The 19070-nt window shown below is 71.8% G+C and carries 15 protein-coding genes; 9 read left to right on the forward strand and 6 right to left on the reverse strand.

Annotated features, from left to right (window positions below; genetic code table 11):
* Positions 1 to 518: 518 nt before the first annotated feature.
* Genes GA0070621_RS14355 through GA0070621_RS14365 form a run of 3 tightly spaced genes read right to left on the reverse strand, consistent with a single transcriptional unit; the run spans position 519 to position 3567 of the window.
* Positions 519 to 1469, reverse strand: a complete 951-nt coding sequence (locus GA0070621_RS14355) for a VWA domain-containing protein (protein WP_091195668.1) — start codon at positions 1467 to 1469, stop codon at positions 519 to 521.
* The gene (locus GA0070621_RS14360) at positions 1466 to 2482 is read right to left on the reverse strand and encodes a DUF58 domain-containing protein (RefSeq protein ID WP_197674046.1); all 1017 of its coding nucleotides are present in this window, start codon (positions 2480 to 2482) and stop codon (positions 1466 to 1468) included. The genes GA0070621_RS14355 and GA0070621_RS14360 overlap by 4 nt, the downstream gene beginning before the upstream one ends.
* Complete coding sequence (locus tag GA0070621_RS14365; protein WP_091195674.1) at positions 2461 to 3567, reverse strand: AAA family ATPase; 1107 nt, start codon at positions 3565 to 3567, stop codon at positions 2461 to 2463. Before GA0070621_RS14365 ends, GA0070621_RS14360 begins: the two co-directional genes overlap by 22 nt.
* 240 nt (positions 3568 to 3807) lie before the next feature.
* Here GA0070621_RS14365 and GA0070621_RS14370 point away from each other — a divergent pair, with 240 nt between their 5' ends.
* The 3 genes from GA0070621_RS14370 to GA0070621_RS14380 all read left to right on the forward strand — a co-directional run bounded on the left by GA0070621_RS14370 (position 3808) and on the right by GA0070621_RS14380 (position 6147).
* The gene (locus GA0070621_RS14370) at positions 3808 to 4038 is read left to right on the forward strand and encodes a hypothetical protein (RefSeq protein WP_091195677.1); all 231 of its coding nucleotides are present in this window, start codon (positions 3808 to 3810) and stop codon (positions 4036 to 4038) included.
* A 31-nt stretch (positions 4039 to 4069) separates the two neighbouring features.
* Positions 4070 to 4597, forward strand: a complete 528-nt coding sequence (locus GA0070621_RS14375) for a PH domain-containing protein (protein ID WP_091195680.1) — start codon at positions 4070 to 4072, stop codon at positions 4595 to 4597.
* A gap of 269 nt (positions 4598 to 4866) precedes the next feature.
* Positions 4867 to 6147, forward strand: coding sequence for a PH domain-containing protein (locus tag GA0070621_RS14380; RefSeq protein ID WP_091202411.1), 1281 nt, complete (start codon positions 4867 to 4869; stop codon positions 6145 to 6147).
* Between the two features lie 40 nt (positions 6148 to 6187).
* Here GA0070621_RS14380 and GA0070621_RS14385 read toward each other — a convergent pair whose 3' ends face one another.
* Positions 6188 to 7255: a phosphatase PAP2 family protein gene (locus GA0070621_RS14385; RefSeq protein ID WP_091195683.1), complete on the reverse strand. Its 1068-nt coding sequence runs from the start codon at positions 7253 to 7255 to the stop codon at positions 6188 to 6190.
* 110 nt (positions 7256 to 7365) lie between these two features.
* Here GA0070621_RS14385 and GA0070621_RS14390 point away from each other — a divergent pair, with 110 nt between their 5' ends.
* Together GA0070621_RS14390 and GA0070621_RS14395 are read left to right on the forward strand one after the other, a co-directional pair.
* On the forward strand, positions 7366 to 7773 hold the full coding sequence (locus GA0070621_RS14390; protein WP_091195686.1) for a thioesterase family protein: 408 nt from the start codon (positions 7366 to 7368) through the stop codon (positions 7771 to 7773).
* On the forward strand, positions 7770 to 8600 hold the full coding sequence (locus tag GA0070621_RS14395) for an MBL fold metallo-hydrolase (RefSeq protein WP_091195689.1): 831 nt from the start codon (positions 7770 to 7772) through the stop codon (positions 8598 to 8600). Before GA0070621_RS14390 ends, GA0070621_RS14395 begins: the two co-directional genes overlap by 4 nt.
* 176 nt (positions 8601 to 8776) lie before the next feature.
* Here the strand turns inward: GA0070621_RS14395 and GA0070621_RS14400 are convergent, their stop codons facing one another.
* Positions 8777 to 9709: a carbohydrate kinase family protein gene (locus tag GA0070621_RS14400; RefSeq protein WP_091195691.1), complete on the reverse strand. Its 933-nt coding sequence runs from the start codon at positions 9707 to 9709 to the stop codon at positions 8777 to 8779.
* Positions 9710 to 10080: 371 nt separating this feature from the next.
* Between GA0070621_RS14400 and GA0070621_RS14405 the strand changes: the two genes are divergently transcribed.
* Positions 10081 to 11208 carry a lytic polysaccharide monooxygenase gene (locus tag GA0070621_RS14405; RefSeq protein ID WP_091195693.1) on the forward strand — a complete coding sequence of 376 codons (1128 nt, stop codon included), beginning with the start codon at positions 10081 to 10083 and terminating at the stop codon, positions 11206 to 11208.
* Between the two features lie 77 nt (positions 11209 to 11285).
* Here the strand turns inward: GA0070621_RS14405 and asnB are convergent, their stop codons facing one another.
* Complete coding sequence (asnB, locus tag GA0070621_RS14410; RefSeq protein WP_091202412.1) at positions 11286 to 13247, reverse strand: asparagine synthase (glutamine-hydrolyzing); 1962 nt, start codon at positions 13245 to 13247, stop codon at positions 11286 to 11288.
* A 112-nt stretch (positions 13248 to 13359) separates the two neighbouring features.
* On the opposite strand from asnB, the gene GA0070621_RS14415 reads away from it, so the two are divergent.
* The 3 genes from GA0070621_RS14415 to GA0070621_RS14425 all read left to right on the forward strand — a co-directional run bounded on the left by GA0070621_RS14415 (position 13360) and on the right by GA0070621_RS14425 (position 19018).
* Positions 13360 to 14835, forward strand: coding sequence for an aminopeptidase P family protein (locus GA0070621_RS14415; RefSeq protein ID WP_091195696.1), 1476 nt, complete (start codon positions 13360 to 13362; stop codon positions 14833 to 14835).
* A gap of 296 nt (positions 14836 to 15131) precedes the next feature.
* Positions 15132 to 16892, forward strand: a complete 1761-nt coding sequence (locus GA0070621_RS14420) for a hypothetical protein (protein ID WP_091195698.1) — start codon at positions 15132 to 15134, stop codon at positions 16890 to 16892.
* 452 nt (positions 16893 to 17344) lie between these two features.
* On the forward strand, positions 17345 to 19018 hold the full coding sequence (locus GA0070621_RS14425) for a hypothetical protein (RefSeq protein ID WP_167666909.1): 1674 nt from the start codon (positions 17345 to 17347) through the stop codon (positions 19016 to 19018).
* Positions 19019 to 19070: the final 52 nt, after the last annotated feature.

Consider the following 19070-nt stretch of genomic DNA (forward strand, 5'->3'; position numbering starts at 1 on the left):
CCGAGTGCCGGGTCGCGGCACGGCGGGTGTACGATGATCCCGTTCGCGGGCCGTGGTATCGCCCGCCTTCCGGAGCCCCGCCGACCGCAGGAGGTGATCGCTGTGCGAGATGGCGATCCTTCCAGTCGTGGCCGGGCCCGTCGTCAGCCCCGCTGAGCCATGACTCAGTCGTCGAGCTGACCCAGCTTCCCGCGCCTCCGCACCGCCCGTCTCCCGACCGAACAGCCGGGGACGATCGTGTCGCGCGGCCCGTCGGCCGCCCGTGGAGGAGCACCCCGGTCACGACTCTCGTGTGCGTACGCCCCGATCCACCCTGCGGCCCGGCCGTCGAGCCCGGACCGCCGTCGCCACGGAGCAGTCCCATGAGCCGTTACGTCGCCCCGCTGGGCTTCACCCTCGCCGCCGTCTGGGTGGCCGTCCTCTTCATCCTGACCGGCGCTCGCTGACCGCGCCGGCCGGGACGCCCCCGACCGGCCGGTACCCGAGATCGCCGATCGGCCGGCCCCGGCCGTCCCGCCTCAGATCAGGCGGGACGACCAGAGCAGGCTCAGCCCACCGGCGCAGAGGGCGAAGAGCAGCGCCAGCCCCGCGTACCACTGAGTGATCTCGCGCGGCTCGGTCCGGAACCCGATCGAGCTGCCCATGTCCTGGTACACCTGCTTCAGCTCGGTCACCGAGGCAGCCTCGTAGAAGTAGCCCCGAGTGGTCTCCGCCAGCTGCGACAGCGCCGTACGGTCCACCGGCACCCGCTGGAGCTGGCCACCGATGTCCACCTGACCCGAGTCGGTGCCGAACGCGATGGTGGAGACCGGCACGTTCGCCGCCTGCGCGGCGGCCGCCGCCTCCTCCACCGACCGCCCCGAGGTGCGGTAACCGTCGGAGAGCAGCACGATCCGGGCCGGCGGGATGCCCGCCGCGCCGTCCGCGGGCACCGAGCGGATCGCCTCCAGGCAGGTGAAGACCGCCTCACCGGTGGCGGTCGCCTCGGCCAGCACCAGGCCGTCGATGGCGGTGGTCACCGCCGCCCGGTCCTTGGTCGGCGGCACCAGCACGTTCGCCGCCTTGGCGAAGGACACCAGCCCGACGTTGTAGCTGTTCGGCAGCTCCCCGACGAACTGCTTCGCCGCCTCCTGGGCGGCCTCCAACCGGTTCGGCGCGACGTCATCGGCCTGCATCGACAGCGACACGTCGATGGCGAGCATCACGGTGGCCCGCTCCAGGGGTTCCCGGGTGTCCACCGCCGGCCGGGCCAGCGCGCTGGCCAGCACCAGCAGACAGAGCAGGAACACGGTGGCCGCCGCGTGCCGCCGCCAGCCCAGGCCCTTGGGCGCGAGGGTACGCAGCAGGTCGACGTTGGTGAACCGCATCGCGTACGACCGGCGGTGCAGCTGCCGCCAGACGTACGCGGCGGCCAGGGCGAGCACCGGCAGCACGGCCAGCAGCCACCACGGTTGCAGAAAACGGATCATCGGGTCGTCCCTCGGGTCCGGGCGTGCCGCTGCGCGGCGACGAACCGCACCAGGTCCAGCAGCCAGTCTCGGTCGGTACGCAGCCGCAGGTGGGCCGCGCCGGCGGCGCGCAGTTCACCGGCGATGGCCGCGCGCTGGGCGGCCGCCGCCTCGGCGTACCGGCGGCGCAGGGCCGGGTCGGCGGTCTGCACCTCGTGCAGCTCGCCCGACTCCGGATCCACCACCGGCAGCACCCCCACGTCGGGCAGCTCCAACTCGCGCGGATCGACCACCTCGACCGCCAGCACGTCGTGCCGGACCCGCAGCTTACGGATCGGCCGACCCCACTGCTCCGGCGGCGCGAGGAAGTCGGAGATGACCACCGCCACGCCGCGCCGGCGCGGCGGCCGGTTGAGCATGTCGACCAGCGTCCCGAGGTCGCTGCGCCCGGGGCGGATCTCGGTGCCGGCGATGGCCCGGAGCAGCCCCTGCGCCTCCTTGCGGCCGGCCCGGGCGGGCAACCGCAGCAGCGTACCGGGGCCGGTGGCCTCCGGGTCGCCCCGCCGGCGGCCGGTCCGCGAGCCCGCCCCACGCCCCGCACCCGCGGTGGCGCCGGTGCCGACCACCGCGCCGATCCGGTTGCCGCCACGAACGGTCAGGTGGGCCAGGGCGGCCGCAGCGGCGACCACCACGTCCCGCTTGAGCCACCGCCCGGTGCCGAAGTCCAGGCTGGCCGACAGGTCGACCGCCAGCCAGGTCTCCAGCTCCCGGTCGGCCACGGTCCGCCGGACGTGCGGCAGCGTCGTCCGCGCGGTGACCGGCCAGTCCATCCGGCGTACGTCGTCGCCGGGGCGGTACTCGCGGGACTCCCCCGCCTCGCTGCCCGGCCCGGGCAGCAGCCCGGCGTAGTCGCCCTGGAGCAGGCCGTCGAGCTTGCGGGTGACCATGAGCTGCAACCGGGCGAGGACAGCCCCGGAGCGGTCGCCGGTGGCCGGCAGCCGGCTGGGTGGGGTCACGGCCGCTGCCCGGGCCAGCCGTTCCCCTGCGGAACGGCCGGTTGCGGCGTGGCCTGCTGCCGGGGCGCCACCGCCGGCAACGGGATGGTCGACATCACCCGGTGCACGATGTGGTCGGCCGGTACGTCGTCGGCGAGCGCGTCGTAGCTGAGCACCAGCCGGTGGCGCAGGATGTCCGGGGCGATGTCCTGCACGTCCTGCGGCAGCGCGTAGTCCCGGCCGCGCAGCAGCGCCAGCGCCCGGGTGGCCCGGACCAGGCCGAGCGAGGCGCGTGGGCTGGCGCCGTACTGGATCAGCTGCGCCACGTCCGGCATGCCGTGCTCGGCGGGCGCGCGGGTCGCCAGCACCAGCCGGACCGCGTAGTCGACCAGCGCGTTGTGCACGAAGACCTGGTCGGCCTTGTGCTGCAGGGCGATCAGGTCCGGGGTGTCGAAGACCCGGGCCGGCTCGGGCGGCGCGACACCCATCCGGTAGACGATCTCCCGCTCCTCCGCGTCGGTCGGGTAGCCCACCACGATCTTCATCAGGAAGCGGTCCCGCTGCGCCTCCGGCAGCGGATAGACCCCCTCCTGCTCGATCGGGTTCTGGGTCGCCATCACCAGGAACGGGTCCGGCACCCGGTGGGACTCCCCGCCGATCGACACCTGGCGCTCGCTCATCACCTCCAGCAGCGCCGACTGCACCTTCGCCGGCGCCCGGTTGATCTCGTCGGCGAGCAGGAAGTTCACGAAGACCGGGCCCAGCTCGACGTCGAACTTCTCGCTGGACTGCCGGTAGATCCGGGTGCCCATGATGTCGGCCGGCACCAGGTCCGGGGTGAACTGCACCCGGGCGAACGAACCGCCGACCACCTTCGCGAGGGTCTCCACCGCGAGGGTCTTGGCCACGCCGGGCACCCCCTCCAGCAGGCAGTGCCCCCGGGCGAGCAGGGCGACGAACATCCGCTCGACCATCCGGTCCTGGCCGACGATCACCCGCTTGATCTCGAACAGCGCCCGCTCCAGCAGGGTGGCGTCCTGAGCCGGGGTGGTGACCGCCGGCGGCGGCGCGCCCGGCGCGGCCTCGGTCGGAATCGGGGCGTCGGGCGTGGTCGGCTGGGCCACCGGTCCTCCACAGCTTGGTCGTCGTCGCGGCTTGGTGCGTATCAAGACTGTCATGCCCGGCTGTGAGCCGAGTGTGGGAGAGCGACGATTTTCGCCGCGCCGTCCCGCTGCACGGAAAACGCTGAACACGGGTGGACAACCACGGGTCCGGCGTGTGTACGATTCACCCCGTCGCCGGGCGGCTCCCCCCGTGGCCGCCCGGCGCTAAACCTCCCGGTGCGCGGGCCTAGAATCGCCCCGGTGACCACTCCCGCCCCCGCCGACGAGACGCCGATCTGTTCGGCGCGGGGGTGCCGCGTCCCCGCCGTCTGGGCATTGCGCTGGAACAATCCCCGCCTGCACGACGCCGACCGGCGCAAGACCTGGCTGGCCTGCGCCGACCACCGCGAATCGCTCGGCGCCTTCCTCGACGCACGTGGCTTCCTGCGCGAGGTGGTGGCGGTGCCGCAATCGCCTACGCTCGAACCGTGAGCGAGCGGAGCGAGCGCAGCGGAGCACCCCGGTGAACGGTGACGACCTCGTCGGCCCCCCGCCGGCCCCGCCCAGCCCCCTGGAGCCCTGGCCGGCCACCGTGCGGTGGCAGCCGATCTCCCGCGACCTGATCTGGGTGGAGCTGATCCGGCTCGGCATCCTGCTCGCCGTGGTGCTGTTGGTGCTCGCTGTGGCGTGGGCCGTCACCGGTCACTGGCTGCTGGGCGCCGCCCTCGGCGTGGTGCTGCTGCTCGCCGCCTGGCGCACCGTCACCATCGTCCGCGCCGTGCACGCCTGGGGATACGCCGAACGCGCGGACGACCTGCTGGTCCGGCACGGGCTGCTGGTACGGCGGTTGTCCATCGTGCCGTACTCGCGGATGCAGTTCGTCGACGTCACCGCGGGACCGCTGGAGCGCGCGTTCGACCTGGCCACCGTGCAGTTGCACACAGCCGCGGCGGCGAGCGACGCCCGGGTCCCCGGCCTGCGGCCGGCGGAGGCGTCCCGGCTGCGGGACCGGTTGACCGCGCTGGGCGAGGACCGGGCGGAGGGGTTGTGAGCCACGGCCCGGCCGACCCGGGACCCGGCGCCCCACCGCCGTACCCGGGCGGCGACGACCGGCCCCCGCCGCCGTCGTGGCCGCCGGCGCCAGGAGGTTCCGGCCCCGCCCCGACGGCGACCGGCCAGCCCGGCCCGTTCCCGCCCGGTACCGGGCACCCCGAGCCTTTCCCACCCGGTCCCGGTCCGTGGCCGGCGTACGGGCCGGGTCCCGGCTGGTCCGCGTATCCGGCGCCGCCGGCAGCGGGCGGGGAGGAACCTCGGCAACGGCTGCACCCGCTCAGCCCGGCGCTGCACGGCGCCAAATCACTGGTCGTGGTGATCGCCGGCCTCTCCTGGTCGACGCTGTCCCGGGTCGGGTTCGGCTGGTTCGCCGCGCTGGTCACCGTCTTCGTCCTCGCCGCCACCGTGCTGGCCGTGGTCAGCTGGTGGAACACCGGCTACCACCTGGTGGGCCGGGAGCTGCGGGTGCACGAGGGGCTGATCTGGCGGCGTACCCGGGCGATCCCGCTGGAGCGGCTGCAGGCGGTGGAGGTGGTCCGGCCCCTGCTGGCGCAGCTCACCGGGCTGGCCGAGCTGCGCCTGGAGGTGGTCGGCGGGGGCAAGACCGAGGCGCCGCTGGCGTACCTGAGCGTGGCCGAGGCCACCGCGCTGCGCCAGCGGTTGCTCGCGGTGGCCGGCCCCGCCCGCGAGGCCGGCCCGCCCGCCGCCGGCGAGCCGCCCGCGCCCGCCCCGGCCGGGCGCCGGCTGCACACCGTACGCAACGCGGACCTGCTGGTCAGCCAGCTGCTCACCCCGCAGGCGTTCCTGCTCCCGTTCGGCGTGGCCTTCGTGGCGACACAGTTCCTCTCCGAAGGGTCCTGGTCGTTCATCGCGGTCGCCAGCACGCTGACCGCGATGGCCGGCGTGCTGCTGCAACCGGTCCGCCGGGTGCTCGACGACTGGAATTTCCGGCTCGACCGGGACGCCGACACGCTGCGGGTGCACAACGGCCTGCTGGAGACCCGGGTGCAGACCGTGCCGCTGCACCGGGTGCAGACCGTCGGCGTCACCTGGCCACTGCTCTGGCGGATGAAGGGCTGGCTGCGGCTGCGGCTGGAGGTGGCCGGCTACTCGGCCGCCGAGCCGGACGACCGCAACCGGCCGGACCGGCTGCTGCCGGTCGGCGACACGCAGGCCGGCGAGCTGATCGTCGCGGAGGTGCTGCCCGGCGTACGACTGGACGCGCTGCCTGCCACGGCACCGCCCCCGCGGGCACGCTGGCTGCGCCCGCTGACCCGTACGGCGGTCGGCGCCGGCCTCGACGAGCGGGTCTTCGTCGCCCGCTCCGGGCTGCTGACCCGCCGGCTCACGCTGGTGCCGTACGCCCGGATCCAGAGCGTGCGGGTCACCCAGGGCCTGGCGCAGCGGTGGCTGCGGCTGGCCACGGTGCACGCGGACACCGCCGGCGGGTCGGGCGCCGCCGCGCCCGACCGCGACCTCGCCGAGGCGTGGCGGCTGGCGGCGGAGCTGATCGAGCGGGCGCACGACGCCCGGCGCCGGCGGGGCTGACCCCGCGGTCAGCGCCCCGCGCCGGGCGAGTGCGGCGTGGTCAGCGCTCGGCCGGCACCGCGTCGACCGTGGTCGGAACCTCCACCGGGCTGCCCGGCTCGGCCGGGTCCGGAACCTCCGGCGCCTGCCGCTCCCCGGCGGACGCCACCGCCGCGCGCCGGGCCCGCCAGGCCGCCCACCAGCGCTCGACCAGGCCGACGACCAGGAAGGTCAGCCCGACGTACGCCCAGCCGACCAGCACGTCGATCACGTAGTGCTCGCCGCTGTAGACCAGGGTGAAGGTCATCGCCAGCGGGTACGCCAGCAGCAGCGGCCACCAGCGCTTCCGCAGCGAGCGCAGGAAGAAGAGCACCACGAACAGGGCGAACGCGGTGTGCAGCGAGGGCATCGCGGCGACCGGGTTGGAGGCGAACTGCCCGGCGTTGAGCAGGTTGCCCGCGCCGTGCATGCCGACTTCCTTCCAGCCCCGGGTGGAGATGCGAGCGACGTCGGTGAGCAGGCCGTTCTGCGCGGCCCACCACGGCGGGGCGGCCGGGTAGAGGAAGTAGGTGGCCAGCCCGGCCGCGCAGAGGAAGCCCCAGCGCCGCATGTACGCCGCCCAGCGCGACCGGTCGCGCATCCAGAGCACCGCCGCGGCGGCCAGCGTCGCCACGAAGTGCGAGAAGTAGACCCAGCTGACCAGCACGTCCCACCAGTGCACCTCGGGCCGGTAGAGGTGCTGCTGGAGCCAGATCGTGGGCACCTCACCGCCGGTGGCCCAGCCCACCAGGAACCGGTCGGCGACGATCAGCTCCATGGCGTGCGGCGTCGCGCCGTTGGCGGCGAACCCACGGGAGATGGTGTACCCGACCAGCAGCAGCACCACGGGGATCCAGTCCCGGGCGAATCGCAGGTGGCTGCGCCACGGCCGGTCGGAGTGCCAGGCGACGGTGGCCGCCCAGATCCAGACGAAGGCGTACGCCGGGTCGGTGGGCAGGCCGATGCCGAGCCAGGCGGCCACGAAGGCGACCGCCCAGATCGTCATCGCCACCACCCGACGGCGTCCACCGTCGGGGGCGGCGGGGGCACCGGTCGGGGCGGGGGGCTGGGGGTCTGTCACGACGGCCATCGGGGTCAAGGTTAACGGCGCACCACGCATCGACGGACGCCGACCACCCGTCGGGGGCCCGCGGCCCGCCGGACCGGGCGGCCCGGCCCGGGCTCGTCTAGGCTCGGAGCATGCAGGAACAGCCGGAGCAGCCGCCCTTCGCGCCGGGCCTGATCGCCCGGGTCGAGCTGACCGTCACCGACGCCGACACCGCGCAGGCGGTGGGCTCCGGTGACGTGCCGGTGCTCGGCACGCCGCGGGTGCTCGCCCTGGCCGAGGCGGCGACCGTGGCGGCCACCGCGGCCCGGATGCCAGCCGGGTCGACGACCGTCGGCGTCCGGGTCGAGCTGGAGCACCGCGCCGCCACGCCGGTCGGGCGGACGGTGACCGCCGAGGCCCGGCTCGCCAAGGTCGACGGCCGGCGGCTGCTGTTCGAGGTGACCGTCACCGACGGCGACGAGATCGTCGCCGAGGGCCGGGTCGAACGCGTGCTGGTCGACCGGCAGCGCTTCGTCGAGCGCGCGTCGCGGGCCTCATGACCGCCCGGTTCGTCGAGGTCGCCGACCGCGTCCACGTGCTGCGCGAGCCGCTGCTGCACGTCAACGTGACCCTGGTGGTGGGCGAGGGCGCGGCGCTGCTGGTGGACACCCTCTCGACCGCCGCGCAGGCCCGGGAGCTGGCCGAGGCCGCCCGGACGGTCACCCCGCACCCGTGGACCGTCGTCAACACCCACCACCACTTCGACCACTGCTTCGGCAACGTCACCCTGGCCGCCGACCCGCCCCGCCCGGTGTACGCACACGAGCTGGCCGCCGTCGCGCTGCGCGACCACCCGGACGAGCTGCGCCGGGCGGCGTACGAGGAGATGCGCGACGAGCAGCCGGCGCTGGCCGCCGAGCTGGCCCGGACCGAGCTGCTGGCCCCGACGCACGCGGTACGCGTCGAGACCGTGCTCGACGTCGGTGGCCGACGGGTGGTGCTGCGCCATCCCGGCCACGGGCACACCGACGCCGATCTCGTGGTGCACGTGCCGGACGCGGACGTGCTGGTCGCCGGCGACCTGGTGGAGCAGAGCGGGCCACCGGCGTTCGAGGAGTCGTACCCGATCCAGTGGCCGGACGCGCTGGCCGACCTGCTCCGCCTCACCACGCCCGACACGGTGGTGGTGCCGGGGCACGGCACGCCGGTCGACGTGGACTTCGTCCGCGACCAGCACGCCAAGCTGGCCCGGCAGGCCTGGCTGATCCGGGCCGGCCACACCGGCAACGCGCCCCCGGAGCGGGTGGCCGCCGAGTCGCCCTTCGGCGCCCGGCCCGGCCTGATCGCCGCCCGCCGCGGCTACGCCGAACTCGACGGCACCGCCTAACCCCCAGCCCCCTCCCTCCCTCTCCCGCCCTCTCCCTCCCTCCCTCCCTCCCTCCCCGTCGATCATGGACTTGTGGTCGCCAGCTTGTCCGGAATCGCGCCTTTCACACCCGCCATAACTCCATGATCGACGGAGGGGTGGGTGGGGAGGGTGGTGGGGTGGGTGGGTGGGGTGGGTCAGGAGGGGAAGCGGGTGGAGAGGGCGGCGCGGGTGGGCATCGAGGTGGCGCCGCCGGGGGACTCGCACACCAGGCCGCCGACGCGTAGGGCGAAGGCGACCCGGTCGTGCCAGCCGACCGGGTCCACCGGTTCGCCGGAGGCGAGCAGCTCGGCGATGAGCGCGCCCATCACCGAGTCCCCGGCGCCGGTCGCGTCCACCGCGGCGACCTTCGGGGCGGGCACGCGTACCACGTCGTCGGCGGCCGCCACCAGGGCGCCGTCCGCGCCGAGGGTGACCACCACGGTCCCCGCGCCCAGCTCGCGCAGGTACGCGGCGACCCCCTCCACCGGCTCGCCGGGATAGAGCACGGCCGCGTCGGCGGTGCTCAACTTCACCAGGTGGGCGCTCGCGGCGAACTCCGCGACCACCTCGCGCAGCGCGGCCAGGGCGCCGGGCCCGTCCAGCAGCCGGGTACGCACGTTCGGGTCGAACACCCGCAGCGCCCCGGCGATGGACCAGGCTCGCCGGGCGGCGGCCAGCACCGGTGGGTCGAGCAGCACGATCGACCCGCAGTAGAGCACCTGCGCGCCCTCGATCAGGGACACGCTCAGGTCCTCGGCGGTGAGCAGGGCGTACGACCGGGGTTCGCCGTAGAAGCGGAAGTCCGGTTCGGGGCCGGCGAAGGTGGCCACCGCCAACGCGGTCGGGGCCGGTACGGTGACCGCCCCGGCCAGCCCGACGCCCGCCTCGGCCAGGAACGCCCGGATCCGCTCCGCGAGCGCGTCGTCGCCCAGCGACCCGACGAACTGCACGTCGCCGCCGAGCCGGGCCACCGCCACGGCCACGTTGAGCGGTCCCCCGCCGATCGCCTGTCGGTAGACGGGCTGCCCGTCGTACTCGGCGTCGAGCAGGTCGACCAGCGCCTCGCCGAGCACCACCGCGTACCCCATCCTGGCTCCCTCCGTTCGTGGTACCCCGATCCTGACGCATCCCGGGGGCGCGGCGCGCGGGGACGACCCGGACGCCGCGCAACGAGACCAACGTCATCGACGTACGACTATTGCGTGGACCACGGTGACGTGATGGGATGGCGTCTGCCGGAGTGGTGCGGGGGCTGCCGCGCCGCCGGCCGCCGGGTCGAGCCGACGCGAGGGCACACCGGTCCGTGGCACGGACCGCAGATGGTGCGCGCCCAGTCGGCCCCGGCCGCACTCCGACCGCCGGGCGTGGCACCGCGATCGTCGCATCCGCTCGTCGCAGCGGGGCGGACCGGTGCGGATCCCGCCCCGCGAGTCAGGAGAAACTCGTGCACCGATCCCGTATGGCCGCGTTGCTCACCGCGGCCGCCACCACCCTGGCCGCGGGCGTCTTCGCCCTGGTCACCAACTCCGGCCCAGCCGCCGCCCACGGCGCGGCGATGACGCCGGGCGCCCGGACCTACCTGTGCTGGAAGGACGGTCTCACCCAGACCGGTGAGATCAAGCCCAACAACCCCGCCTGTTCGGCAGCGGTCGCGCAGAGCGGGACGAACTCGCTCTACAACTGGTTCAGCGTGCTGCGCTCCGACGCCGGCGGCCGGACCGTCGGCTTCATCCCCGACGGCCAGCTGTGCAGCGGTGGCAACCCGGGCTTCAGCGGGTACGACCTGGCCCGCAACGACTGGCCGATCACCCACCTGACCGCCGGGCGAGCCATGGAGTTCCGCTACAGCAACTGGGCCCACCACCCGGGCACCTTCTACTTCTACGTCACCAAGAACACCTGGAGCCCGACCCGGGCGCTGGCCTGGAGCGACCTGGAGGACCAGCCGTTCCTGACGGTGACCAACCCGCCGCAGCGCGGCTCGGTGGGCACCGCCGACGGGCACTACTACTTCAACGGCACCCTGCCGACGAACAAGAGCGGCCGGCACATCATCTACTCCCGCTGGGTCCGTTCGGACAGCCAGGAGAACTTCTTCGGCTGCTCCGACGTGACCTTCGACGGCGGCAACGGCGAGGTGACCGGGATCGGTTCGGGCGGCACCACGCCGCCGACGACCGCCCCGCCGACCACCACCCCGCCGACCACCACGCCGCCGACGACCGCCCCGCCGACGACCAGGCCGCCGACCACCGCGCCGCCGACGACCATGCCGCCGGGCAACGGCAGCTGCATGGCGGTCTACGCGCTGACCAACTCCTGGCAGGGCGGCTTCCAGGCCGAGGTCACGATCATGAACCACAGCTCCCAGACGTACAGCGGCTGGACGGCGAACTGGACCTTGCCCAGCGGCCAGAGCATCAGCCAGCTGTGGAACGGCAACCTGAGCACGAGCGGGTCGTCGGTGACGGTCACCAACGTCTCGTACAACGGCACGATCGCGCCGGAGGGCACCACCACGTTCGGCTTCCTGGCCAGTTCCTCGGGCACGAACAGCCTGCCGACGGTCACCTGCACCGGCCGGTGACCCGACGCGCGCAGTGAAGCGGGCCCCACGGTGAAGCGGGCCCCCGGTACGACCGGGGGCCCGCTTTCACTCTCGGATCAGCGGACCATGCTGCCCACGACGGGCTTGGTCAGCAGGGCCGACTGGTTGCGCTGGATGCCCGGATCGAGGGTCTTGGCCACGAAGATGGCGTGCCAGATGCAGAAGATCAGCACGGTCCACACCTTGCGGGAGTGATCCGCTTCCTCCCGCTTGTGCTCGTCGAGCAGCCGCATCGCGTACGACAGGTCGATCAGGTCGCCGGCGCCGGAGGTGGCCAGCACGTGCCGGGCCCACTCGTACATCTCGCCGCGCAGCCAGACCCGGGTCGGGGTGGGGAAGCCGAGCTTCTTGCGGTTGACGATGGCCGGCGGCACGACGCCCTGCAACGCCTGGCGCATGGCGTACTTGGTGGCCTCGGAGCGCGGCGGCAGCTTCAGGTCGACCGGGATGCCGGCCGCCACGTTGAACACCTCCCGGTCCAGGAACGGCACCCGCACCTCCAGCGAGTGCGCCATCGAGATCCGGTCGGCCTTGACCAGGATGTCGCCGCGCAGCCAGGTGTAGAGGTCGATGTACTGCATCTTGGTGACGTCGTCCAGCTCGATGCACTCGGCGTAGATCGGCGCGGTGACGTCGGTGTAGCGCACCGAGGGGTCGTAGCGGCGCAGCAGGTGCTGCTTCTCCTCCTCGGTGAACATCCGGGCGTTGCCGTAGTAGCGCTGCTCGATCGGGGTGGTGCCGCGCTCCAGGAAGCTCTTGCCCTTGACCCCCTGCGGGATGGCCTTCGACACCGCCCGCAGGCCCTTCTGCACGCCGCCGGGCAGGCCGTTGACCGAGCTGAGCGACAGCGGCTCCCGGTAGATCGTGTAGCCGCCGAAGAACTCGTCCGCGCCCTCGCCGGAGAGCACCACGGTGACGTGCTCGGCGGCCTTCTTCGCGACGAAGTAGAGCGGGACCAGGGCCGGGTCGGCGACCGGGTCGTCCAGGTGCCAGACGATCTTCGGCAGCGCCTCCATCATGTCCTGCGGCCCGATCTTCGTCGGGATGGTGGTCACGTCGAGGTGCCGGGCCGAGTCCTGGGCGACGTCGATCTCCGAGTAGCCGGGCACGTCGTACCCGACGGTGAAGGTGAGGATGTTCGGGTTGAACTCCCGGGCCAGCGCGACCACCGCGGTGGAGTCGATGCCGCTGGACAGGAACGAGCCGACCGGCACGTCCGAGCGCATGTGCATCCGGACGCTCTCCCGCAGCGTCTCCCGGATCTCGTGGTAGAGCTTCTGCTCGTCGGCCACCGGCGCCGGATGGAACACCGGGCGGTACCACCGGCGCACCTCGATCCGGCCGCCCGGGGTCCAGGTCAGGTACTCCCCCGACCCGATCCGGCTGATCCCCCGGTGCAGGGTGCCCGGCTCCGGGACGTACTGCAGGGTCAGGTAGTGGCTCAGGTTGGCCGTGTCGATCCCGGCGTCGCCCTGATGGGCCGACTGCGCGAACGGCAGCAGCGCCTTCTTCTCCGAGGCGAGGTAGAGCCCGTCCGACGTCTGCAGGTAGTGCAGCGGCTTGATGCCGAAGTAGTCGCGGGCGCCGAAGGCCCGCCGCTCCTGCCGGTCCCAGATCACGAAGGCGAACATGCCGCGCAGCTTGGTGAGCACCTGCTCACCCCAGTAGTGGTAGCCGGCGACGATCACCTCGCCGTCCCCGTTCGTGGCGAACTGGGCGCCGAAGTCCCGGATCAGCTCGTCCCGCAGCTCGATGTAGTTGTAGATCTCGCCGTTGAAGGTGAGCAGGTAGCGGCCGTTCGCGTAGGGCAACGGCTCGTGGCTGAGCGCCACGTCGATGATCGCCAGCCGTTTGTGCGCGAACACCCCGTCCGCGTACTGCCCGGTGGCGTCGCCGACCACCTCGACCCCGGTCTCGTCCGGGCCGCGGTGGTGCAGGCACTCCAGTGCTCTTGCGATGTGGTCGCGGTGGGCGGCGGCGTCACCGCGCGCGCTGAAAAAAGCCAGGAGTCCGCACATGATGGCCATCTTTCCACGCGGTCGGAGCAGCCGTCGCGGCACCGCAGGCTCTCCCCGCTCCCGTGCGCGCGGTACCGTCTGGACCAGCGACGAGGCTCAGGGAGGGCGGATCATGGCCGAGGAGCGGACGCAGCAGGGCAAGCCGGCGGACGGCACCGAGTCGCACGACCCGGACTTTCCGGAGGCGTTCCTGACGTTCATGCGGCAGGGCTGGCGGGACACCGAACTGCCGGTGGGGCCCCGCCCGGAGGTGCCCAACCACGCCAAGCGCCGCGCCGCGCTCGCCGCGGCCTTCCCCGGGGAGACGCTGGTCATCCCGACCGGCAACGAGAAGGTACGCGCCAACGACACCGACCACCCGTTCCGGGCGGGCAGCGACTTCGCGTACCTGACCGGTGACCTCGAACCGGACAGCGTGCTGGTGTTGCGCCCGAACGGCGACGCCATGCTCTACATGCGGCCCCGGTCGTCCCGGGAGACCGACGAGTTCTTCCGCAGCCGCAACGGCGAGCTGTGGGTGGGCCGGCGGCCCACGCTGCGCGAACGGTCGACCGAGCTGGGTCTGCCCACCGCCGACCTGACCGAACTGGACGCGGCCCTGGCCGACCTGGCACCTGGGCGTACGCGGGTGCTGCGCGGCTTCGACGCCCGGGTGGACGCGGCGGTGCGGCCGTACGACGGCGCCCGCGTCGACGGGCAGCCGGGTCGGGACCGGGAGCTGGCGGTCGCCGTCTCGGAGCTGAAGCTGGTCAAGGACGAGTGGGAGATCGCGCAGCTCCAGGAGGCGTGCGACGCCACCGTACGCGGCTTCGAGGACGTGGCCCGGGCGCTGCCGGCCGACCGCGGCGTCTCGGAACGGCTGCTGGAGGGCATCTTCGCGCTGCGCGCCCGGCACGACGGCAACGACGTCGGGTACGGCTCGATCGTCGGCGCCGGCGAGCACGCCACGATCCTGCACTGGGTGCACAACCACGGCGCCACCCGCCCCGGTGAGCTGCTGCTGATGGACATGGGCGTGGAGAACCGCAACCTCTACACCGCGGACGTCACCCGGGTGCTGCCGGTCAACGGCCGGTTCACCCCGCTGCAGCGCCAGGTGTACGACGCCGTCTACGCCGCCCAGCAGGCCGGCATCGACGTGATCAAGCCGGGCGTGGCGTTCCGGGAGGTGCACCTCACCGCGATGCGGGTCCTCGCCCAGGCGCTCAAGGACCTCGACCTGCTGCCGGTCAGCGTCGACGAGGCGATGGACCCGTCCTCGACCGTCTACCGCCGCTGGACGCTGCACGGCACGAGCCACATGCTCGGCATCGACGTGCACGACTGCGCCAACGCCCGCAAGGAGACCTACCGGGACGGGCCGCTCGGCGAGGGCTACGTGCTCACCGTCGAGCCGGGGCTGTACTTCCAGCCGGAGGACGAGCTGGTCCCGGAGGAGCTGCGCGGCATCGGCGTCCGGATCGAGGACGACATCCTGGTCACCGCCGACGGCGCGGTGAACCTCTCGGCCGGGCTGCCGCGCCGCTCGGACGAGGTGGAGACGTGGCTGGCCGAGCAGCGCGAGGCCGGCCCACGCCTCCCCGGCTGATCTAGGCCGTACGACCCGACGGCGGGCCCCACCGCCGGCGGCTGCGACGTTTCCGTCGTTCTGCCGCCGGTGGTGGGGCTCGCCACTGTTTGTGCTGCTCGGCACCCTCGTCACCGCGCGCTCCGAAGGTCGTCACACGCCTACCATGAGGCGAATGTGGGGTTTTTTCAGATACGTCCGCCTCGTGAGGATCCTTCTCATACGGTGTGCATCAGAGGCTACAACCGGTTTGTAGCTGGTCGCCCCGCCAGGGGCGGTGCGACCCCTTTGGGTAGCTGAAAGGGCGGAAGGCTCTGATGTCCAACGACGTAACCACTTCCGACGGCGGGGCCCCGATGACCCCGCCGACGAGCAGGCGGCGGGCGCTCTGGGTCGCCACCGGCGTGGCCGGGCTGACCGGCGTCGTCGGTCTGGCGGCGCTCGGTGGCCTCGCCGCTCGTGACGACAAGTCCGGCGACGCGCAGCGCGTCGCGGAGAACCACGCGGCGGCGCCGCAGAACGCGAGCGACACGGGCAAGGACGGCGACAACCAGCACGCCGAGGAGAACCGGCGGGATGAGGAGGGTCGCGACGGCAAGGACCGGGACAAGCGCGGTGAGGAGCGGGACGAGCACGGGCGGGTGCGGGAGGTTCCCTGCAACGACGACAAGCTGATCGAGGCCATCGATCTGGCCAACCGGGACCACGGTGGCACGTTGAAGCTGGCCCCGCACTGCGTCTACAAGTTGTCCTTCGCCGACAAGAAGACCGGCACGGCCCTGCCGACGATCCGGCAGGAGATCACGATCAAGGGCAACGACGCCACGATCAAGCGGGACTCCGAGGACGCCTTCCGGCTGTTCCGGGTCGCCGACGGCGGTGACCTGACCCTGAAGGACCTCACCGTCAAGGACGGCAACGCCGCCGAGTTCAAGTACGGCTCCGCGCCGTCCATCCCGCAGCCGGGATCCGAACCGCAGGCCGCACCCTCGATCCCGTCCCAGGACAAGAACAAGAAGGAGGGTGAGGCCGATGGTGGTGCCCTCCTGGTCGAGCGGGGTGGTAGCGCCCACCTGGAGAAGGTGGAACTGACCCGCAACAACGCCGAGGGCAACGGCGGCGCCATCGCCAACTTCGGCCGGGTCGACCTGAACGAGAGCAGCGTCGAGAACAACCACGCCCGCCGCAACGGCGGCGGCATCTTCAACATCGGCGTCCTCAAGATCAAGGAATCCCGCATCAACAACAACACCGCCGGCGAGAACGGCGGCGGCATCGCCAACGGCGAAGGCAAGGAAGAAAAGGAAAAGGGCAAGGAAGTCTGGGTCAAGGGCCGCGACGAGGCCGGCACCGTGGAGATCATCGGCCGCGTCGAGGGCAAGGAAATCGGCAAGACCGAGATCGAGAACAACCGCGCCGGCAAGAACGGCGGCGGCGTGTTCAGCTCCGGCGGCTTCGTCAGGATCTTCCTGACCTCCATCAAGAACAACACCGCCTGCGAGAACGGCGGCGGCATCTACGCCCGCAACACCGACCTCGACCTCCAGAAGGTCTGGGTCGAGAAGAACCACGCCGACCGCGACGGCGGCGGCGTCTACAACACCGGCGGGGAGAAGAAGAAGGAAGCCCCGTACGGCGACCAGAAGGACCAGAAGGAAGAAAACGAGCGGGAGGCAACCGCCACCATCGCCGACAGCGCCGTCCTCGACAACAGCGCCGGACGCTTCGGCGGCGGCATCTTCAACGGCAACCCGGACGTCAAGATCAAGGAAGGCTTCCTCGAATCCGAGGAAGACAAGGACAAGAACAAGGACGACAACGCCACCCTCACCGTCCGGGACACCGAGATCAAGAACAACACCGCCCTCAACGGCGGCGGCATCTTCAACAACGAGGGCCGGGTCACCCTGACCAAGACCCGCGTCACCAAGAACACCGCCACCGACTCGTCCAAGACCCACCGCGTCGCCGGCGGCGTCTTCAACAACAAGGGCAAGGTCAAGATCGACGAAAAGACCACCATCACCAACAACGACCCGACCAACTGCGCCGGCACCGTCAAGGACTGCTTCAACTGAACCACCACATAACTGCGGGAGTCCCTTTCCGCCGCCGAGCGGCGGAAAGGGACTCCCCTTCCCCGCACGTCGCGACCGGGTGGTTCGTCGCGGGCACCGCCGGTGCGGGGCGGTCGGGCCCCGCCGCCCGCTTTCCGCCCTCCGCCACGCTCTTCGCCGCCCGCGAGACGCTCCTGCATCGCGGTCCGTCGTGCCGCCCGCCGCGCCGCCCGCACCCAATGCGGGTTTTTTTCGTATACGCCCGCCAAGTGAAGAAGGTTCTCATACGGTGGTCTTCAGCAGCTACAACCGATTTGTAGCGAAGGCCGCCTCGCCGTGGCGAAGCGACCTTGTCGGATACAAGGAGAGGGCAGAGAGCTCCGATGTCCAACTACCTTCGCAATAACGATGACGCCGGCCGCCAGACGACCTCCCCGATCCGTCGTCGCCGGGTCTGGCTCGCCACTGGCGTCGTGGGCCTGACGGGAGCGGTCAGCCTCGCGGGAGTGGCGTACGCGACCACCGGCGCCGTGGGTCCCCACCGGCTCGCCGACGTGAAGTGGTCGACCGCCCAGCAGCTCAGCGACGACGGCGCCAAGGGCGACGAGAACAACCGGCGGGACGAGGAGAGCCGCGACGGCAAGGACCGGGACAAGCGCGGCGAGGACCGGGACAAGCGCGGTGAGGAGCGGGACGAGCACGGGCGGGTGCGGGAGGTTCCCTGCAACGACGACAAGCTGATCGAGGCCATCGATCTGGCCAACCGGGACCACGGTGGCACGTTGAAGCTGGCCCCGCACTGCGTCTACAAGTTGTCCTTCGCCGACAAGAAGACCGGCACGGCCCTGCCGACGATCCGGCAGGAGATCACGATCAAGGGCAACGACGCCACGATCAAGCGGGACTCCGAGGACGCCTTCCGGCTGTTCCGGGTCGCCGACGGCGGCGACCTGACCCTGAAGGACCTCACCGTCAAGGACGGCAACGCCGCCGAGTTCAAGTACGGGGCGCCGCCGATGGCGCCGAACGCGCAGGACGGGTCCTCGTGGTCGGACGGCAAGGACGGCAAGAAGGAAGAGAACAAGAAGGAGGGTGAGGCCGATGGTGGTGCCCTCCTGGTCGAGCGGGGTGGTAGCGCCCACCTGGAGAAGGTGGAACTGACCCGCAACAACGCCGAGGGCAACGGCGGCGCCATCGCCAACTTCGGCCGGGTCGACCTGAACGAGAGCAGCGTCGAGAACAACCACGCCCGCCGCAACGGCGGCGGCATCTTCAACATCGGCGTCCTCAAGATCAAGGAATCCCGCATCAACAACAACACCGCCGGCGAGAACGGCGGCGGCATCGCCAACGGCGAAGGCAAGGAAGAAAAGGAAAAGGGCAAGGAAGTCTGGGTCAAGGGCCGCGACGAGGCCGGCACCGTGGAGATCATCGGCCGCGTCGAGGGCAAGGAAATCGGCAAGACCGAGATCGAGAACAACCGCGCCGGCAAGAACGGCGGCGGCGTGTTCAGCTCCGGCGGCTTCGTCAGGATCTTCCTGACCTCCATCAAGAACAACACCGCCTGCGAGAACGGCGGCGGCATCTACGCCCGCAACACCGACCTCGACCTCCAGAAGGTCTGGGTCGAGAAGAACCACGCCGACCGCGACGGCGGCGGCGTCTACAACACCGGCGGGGAGAAGAAGAAGGAAGCCCCGTACGGCGACCAGAAGGACCAGAAGGAAGAAAACGAGCGGGAGGCAACCGCCACCATCGCCGACAGCGCCGTCCTCGACAACAGCGCCGGACGCTTCGGCGGCGGCATCTTCAACGGCAACCCGGACGTCAAGATCAAGGAAGGCTTCCTCGAATCCGAGGAAGACAAGGACAAGAACAAGGACGACAACGCCACCCTCACCGTCCGGGACACCGAGATCAAGAACAACACCGCCCTCAACGGCGGCGGCATCTTCAACAACGAGGGCCGGGTCACCCTGACCAAGACCCGCGTCACCAAGAACACCGCCACCGACTCGTCCAAGACCCACCGCGTCGCCGGCGGCGTCTTCAACAACAAGGGCAAGGTCAAGATCGACGAAAAGACCACCATCACCAACAACGACCCGACCAACTGCGCCGGCACCGTCAAGGACTGCTTCAACTGACCGACGGTCAGCGAAACGGCTCCGCGCAGCACTCCGGCCCCCTGTCACCGAG

This window comes from Micromonospora narathiwatensis (assembly GCF_900089605.1).
Classification (GTDB): domain Bacteria; phylum Actinomycetota; class Actinomycetes; order Mycobacteriales; family Micromonosporaceae; genus Micromonospora; species Micromonospora narathiwatensis.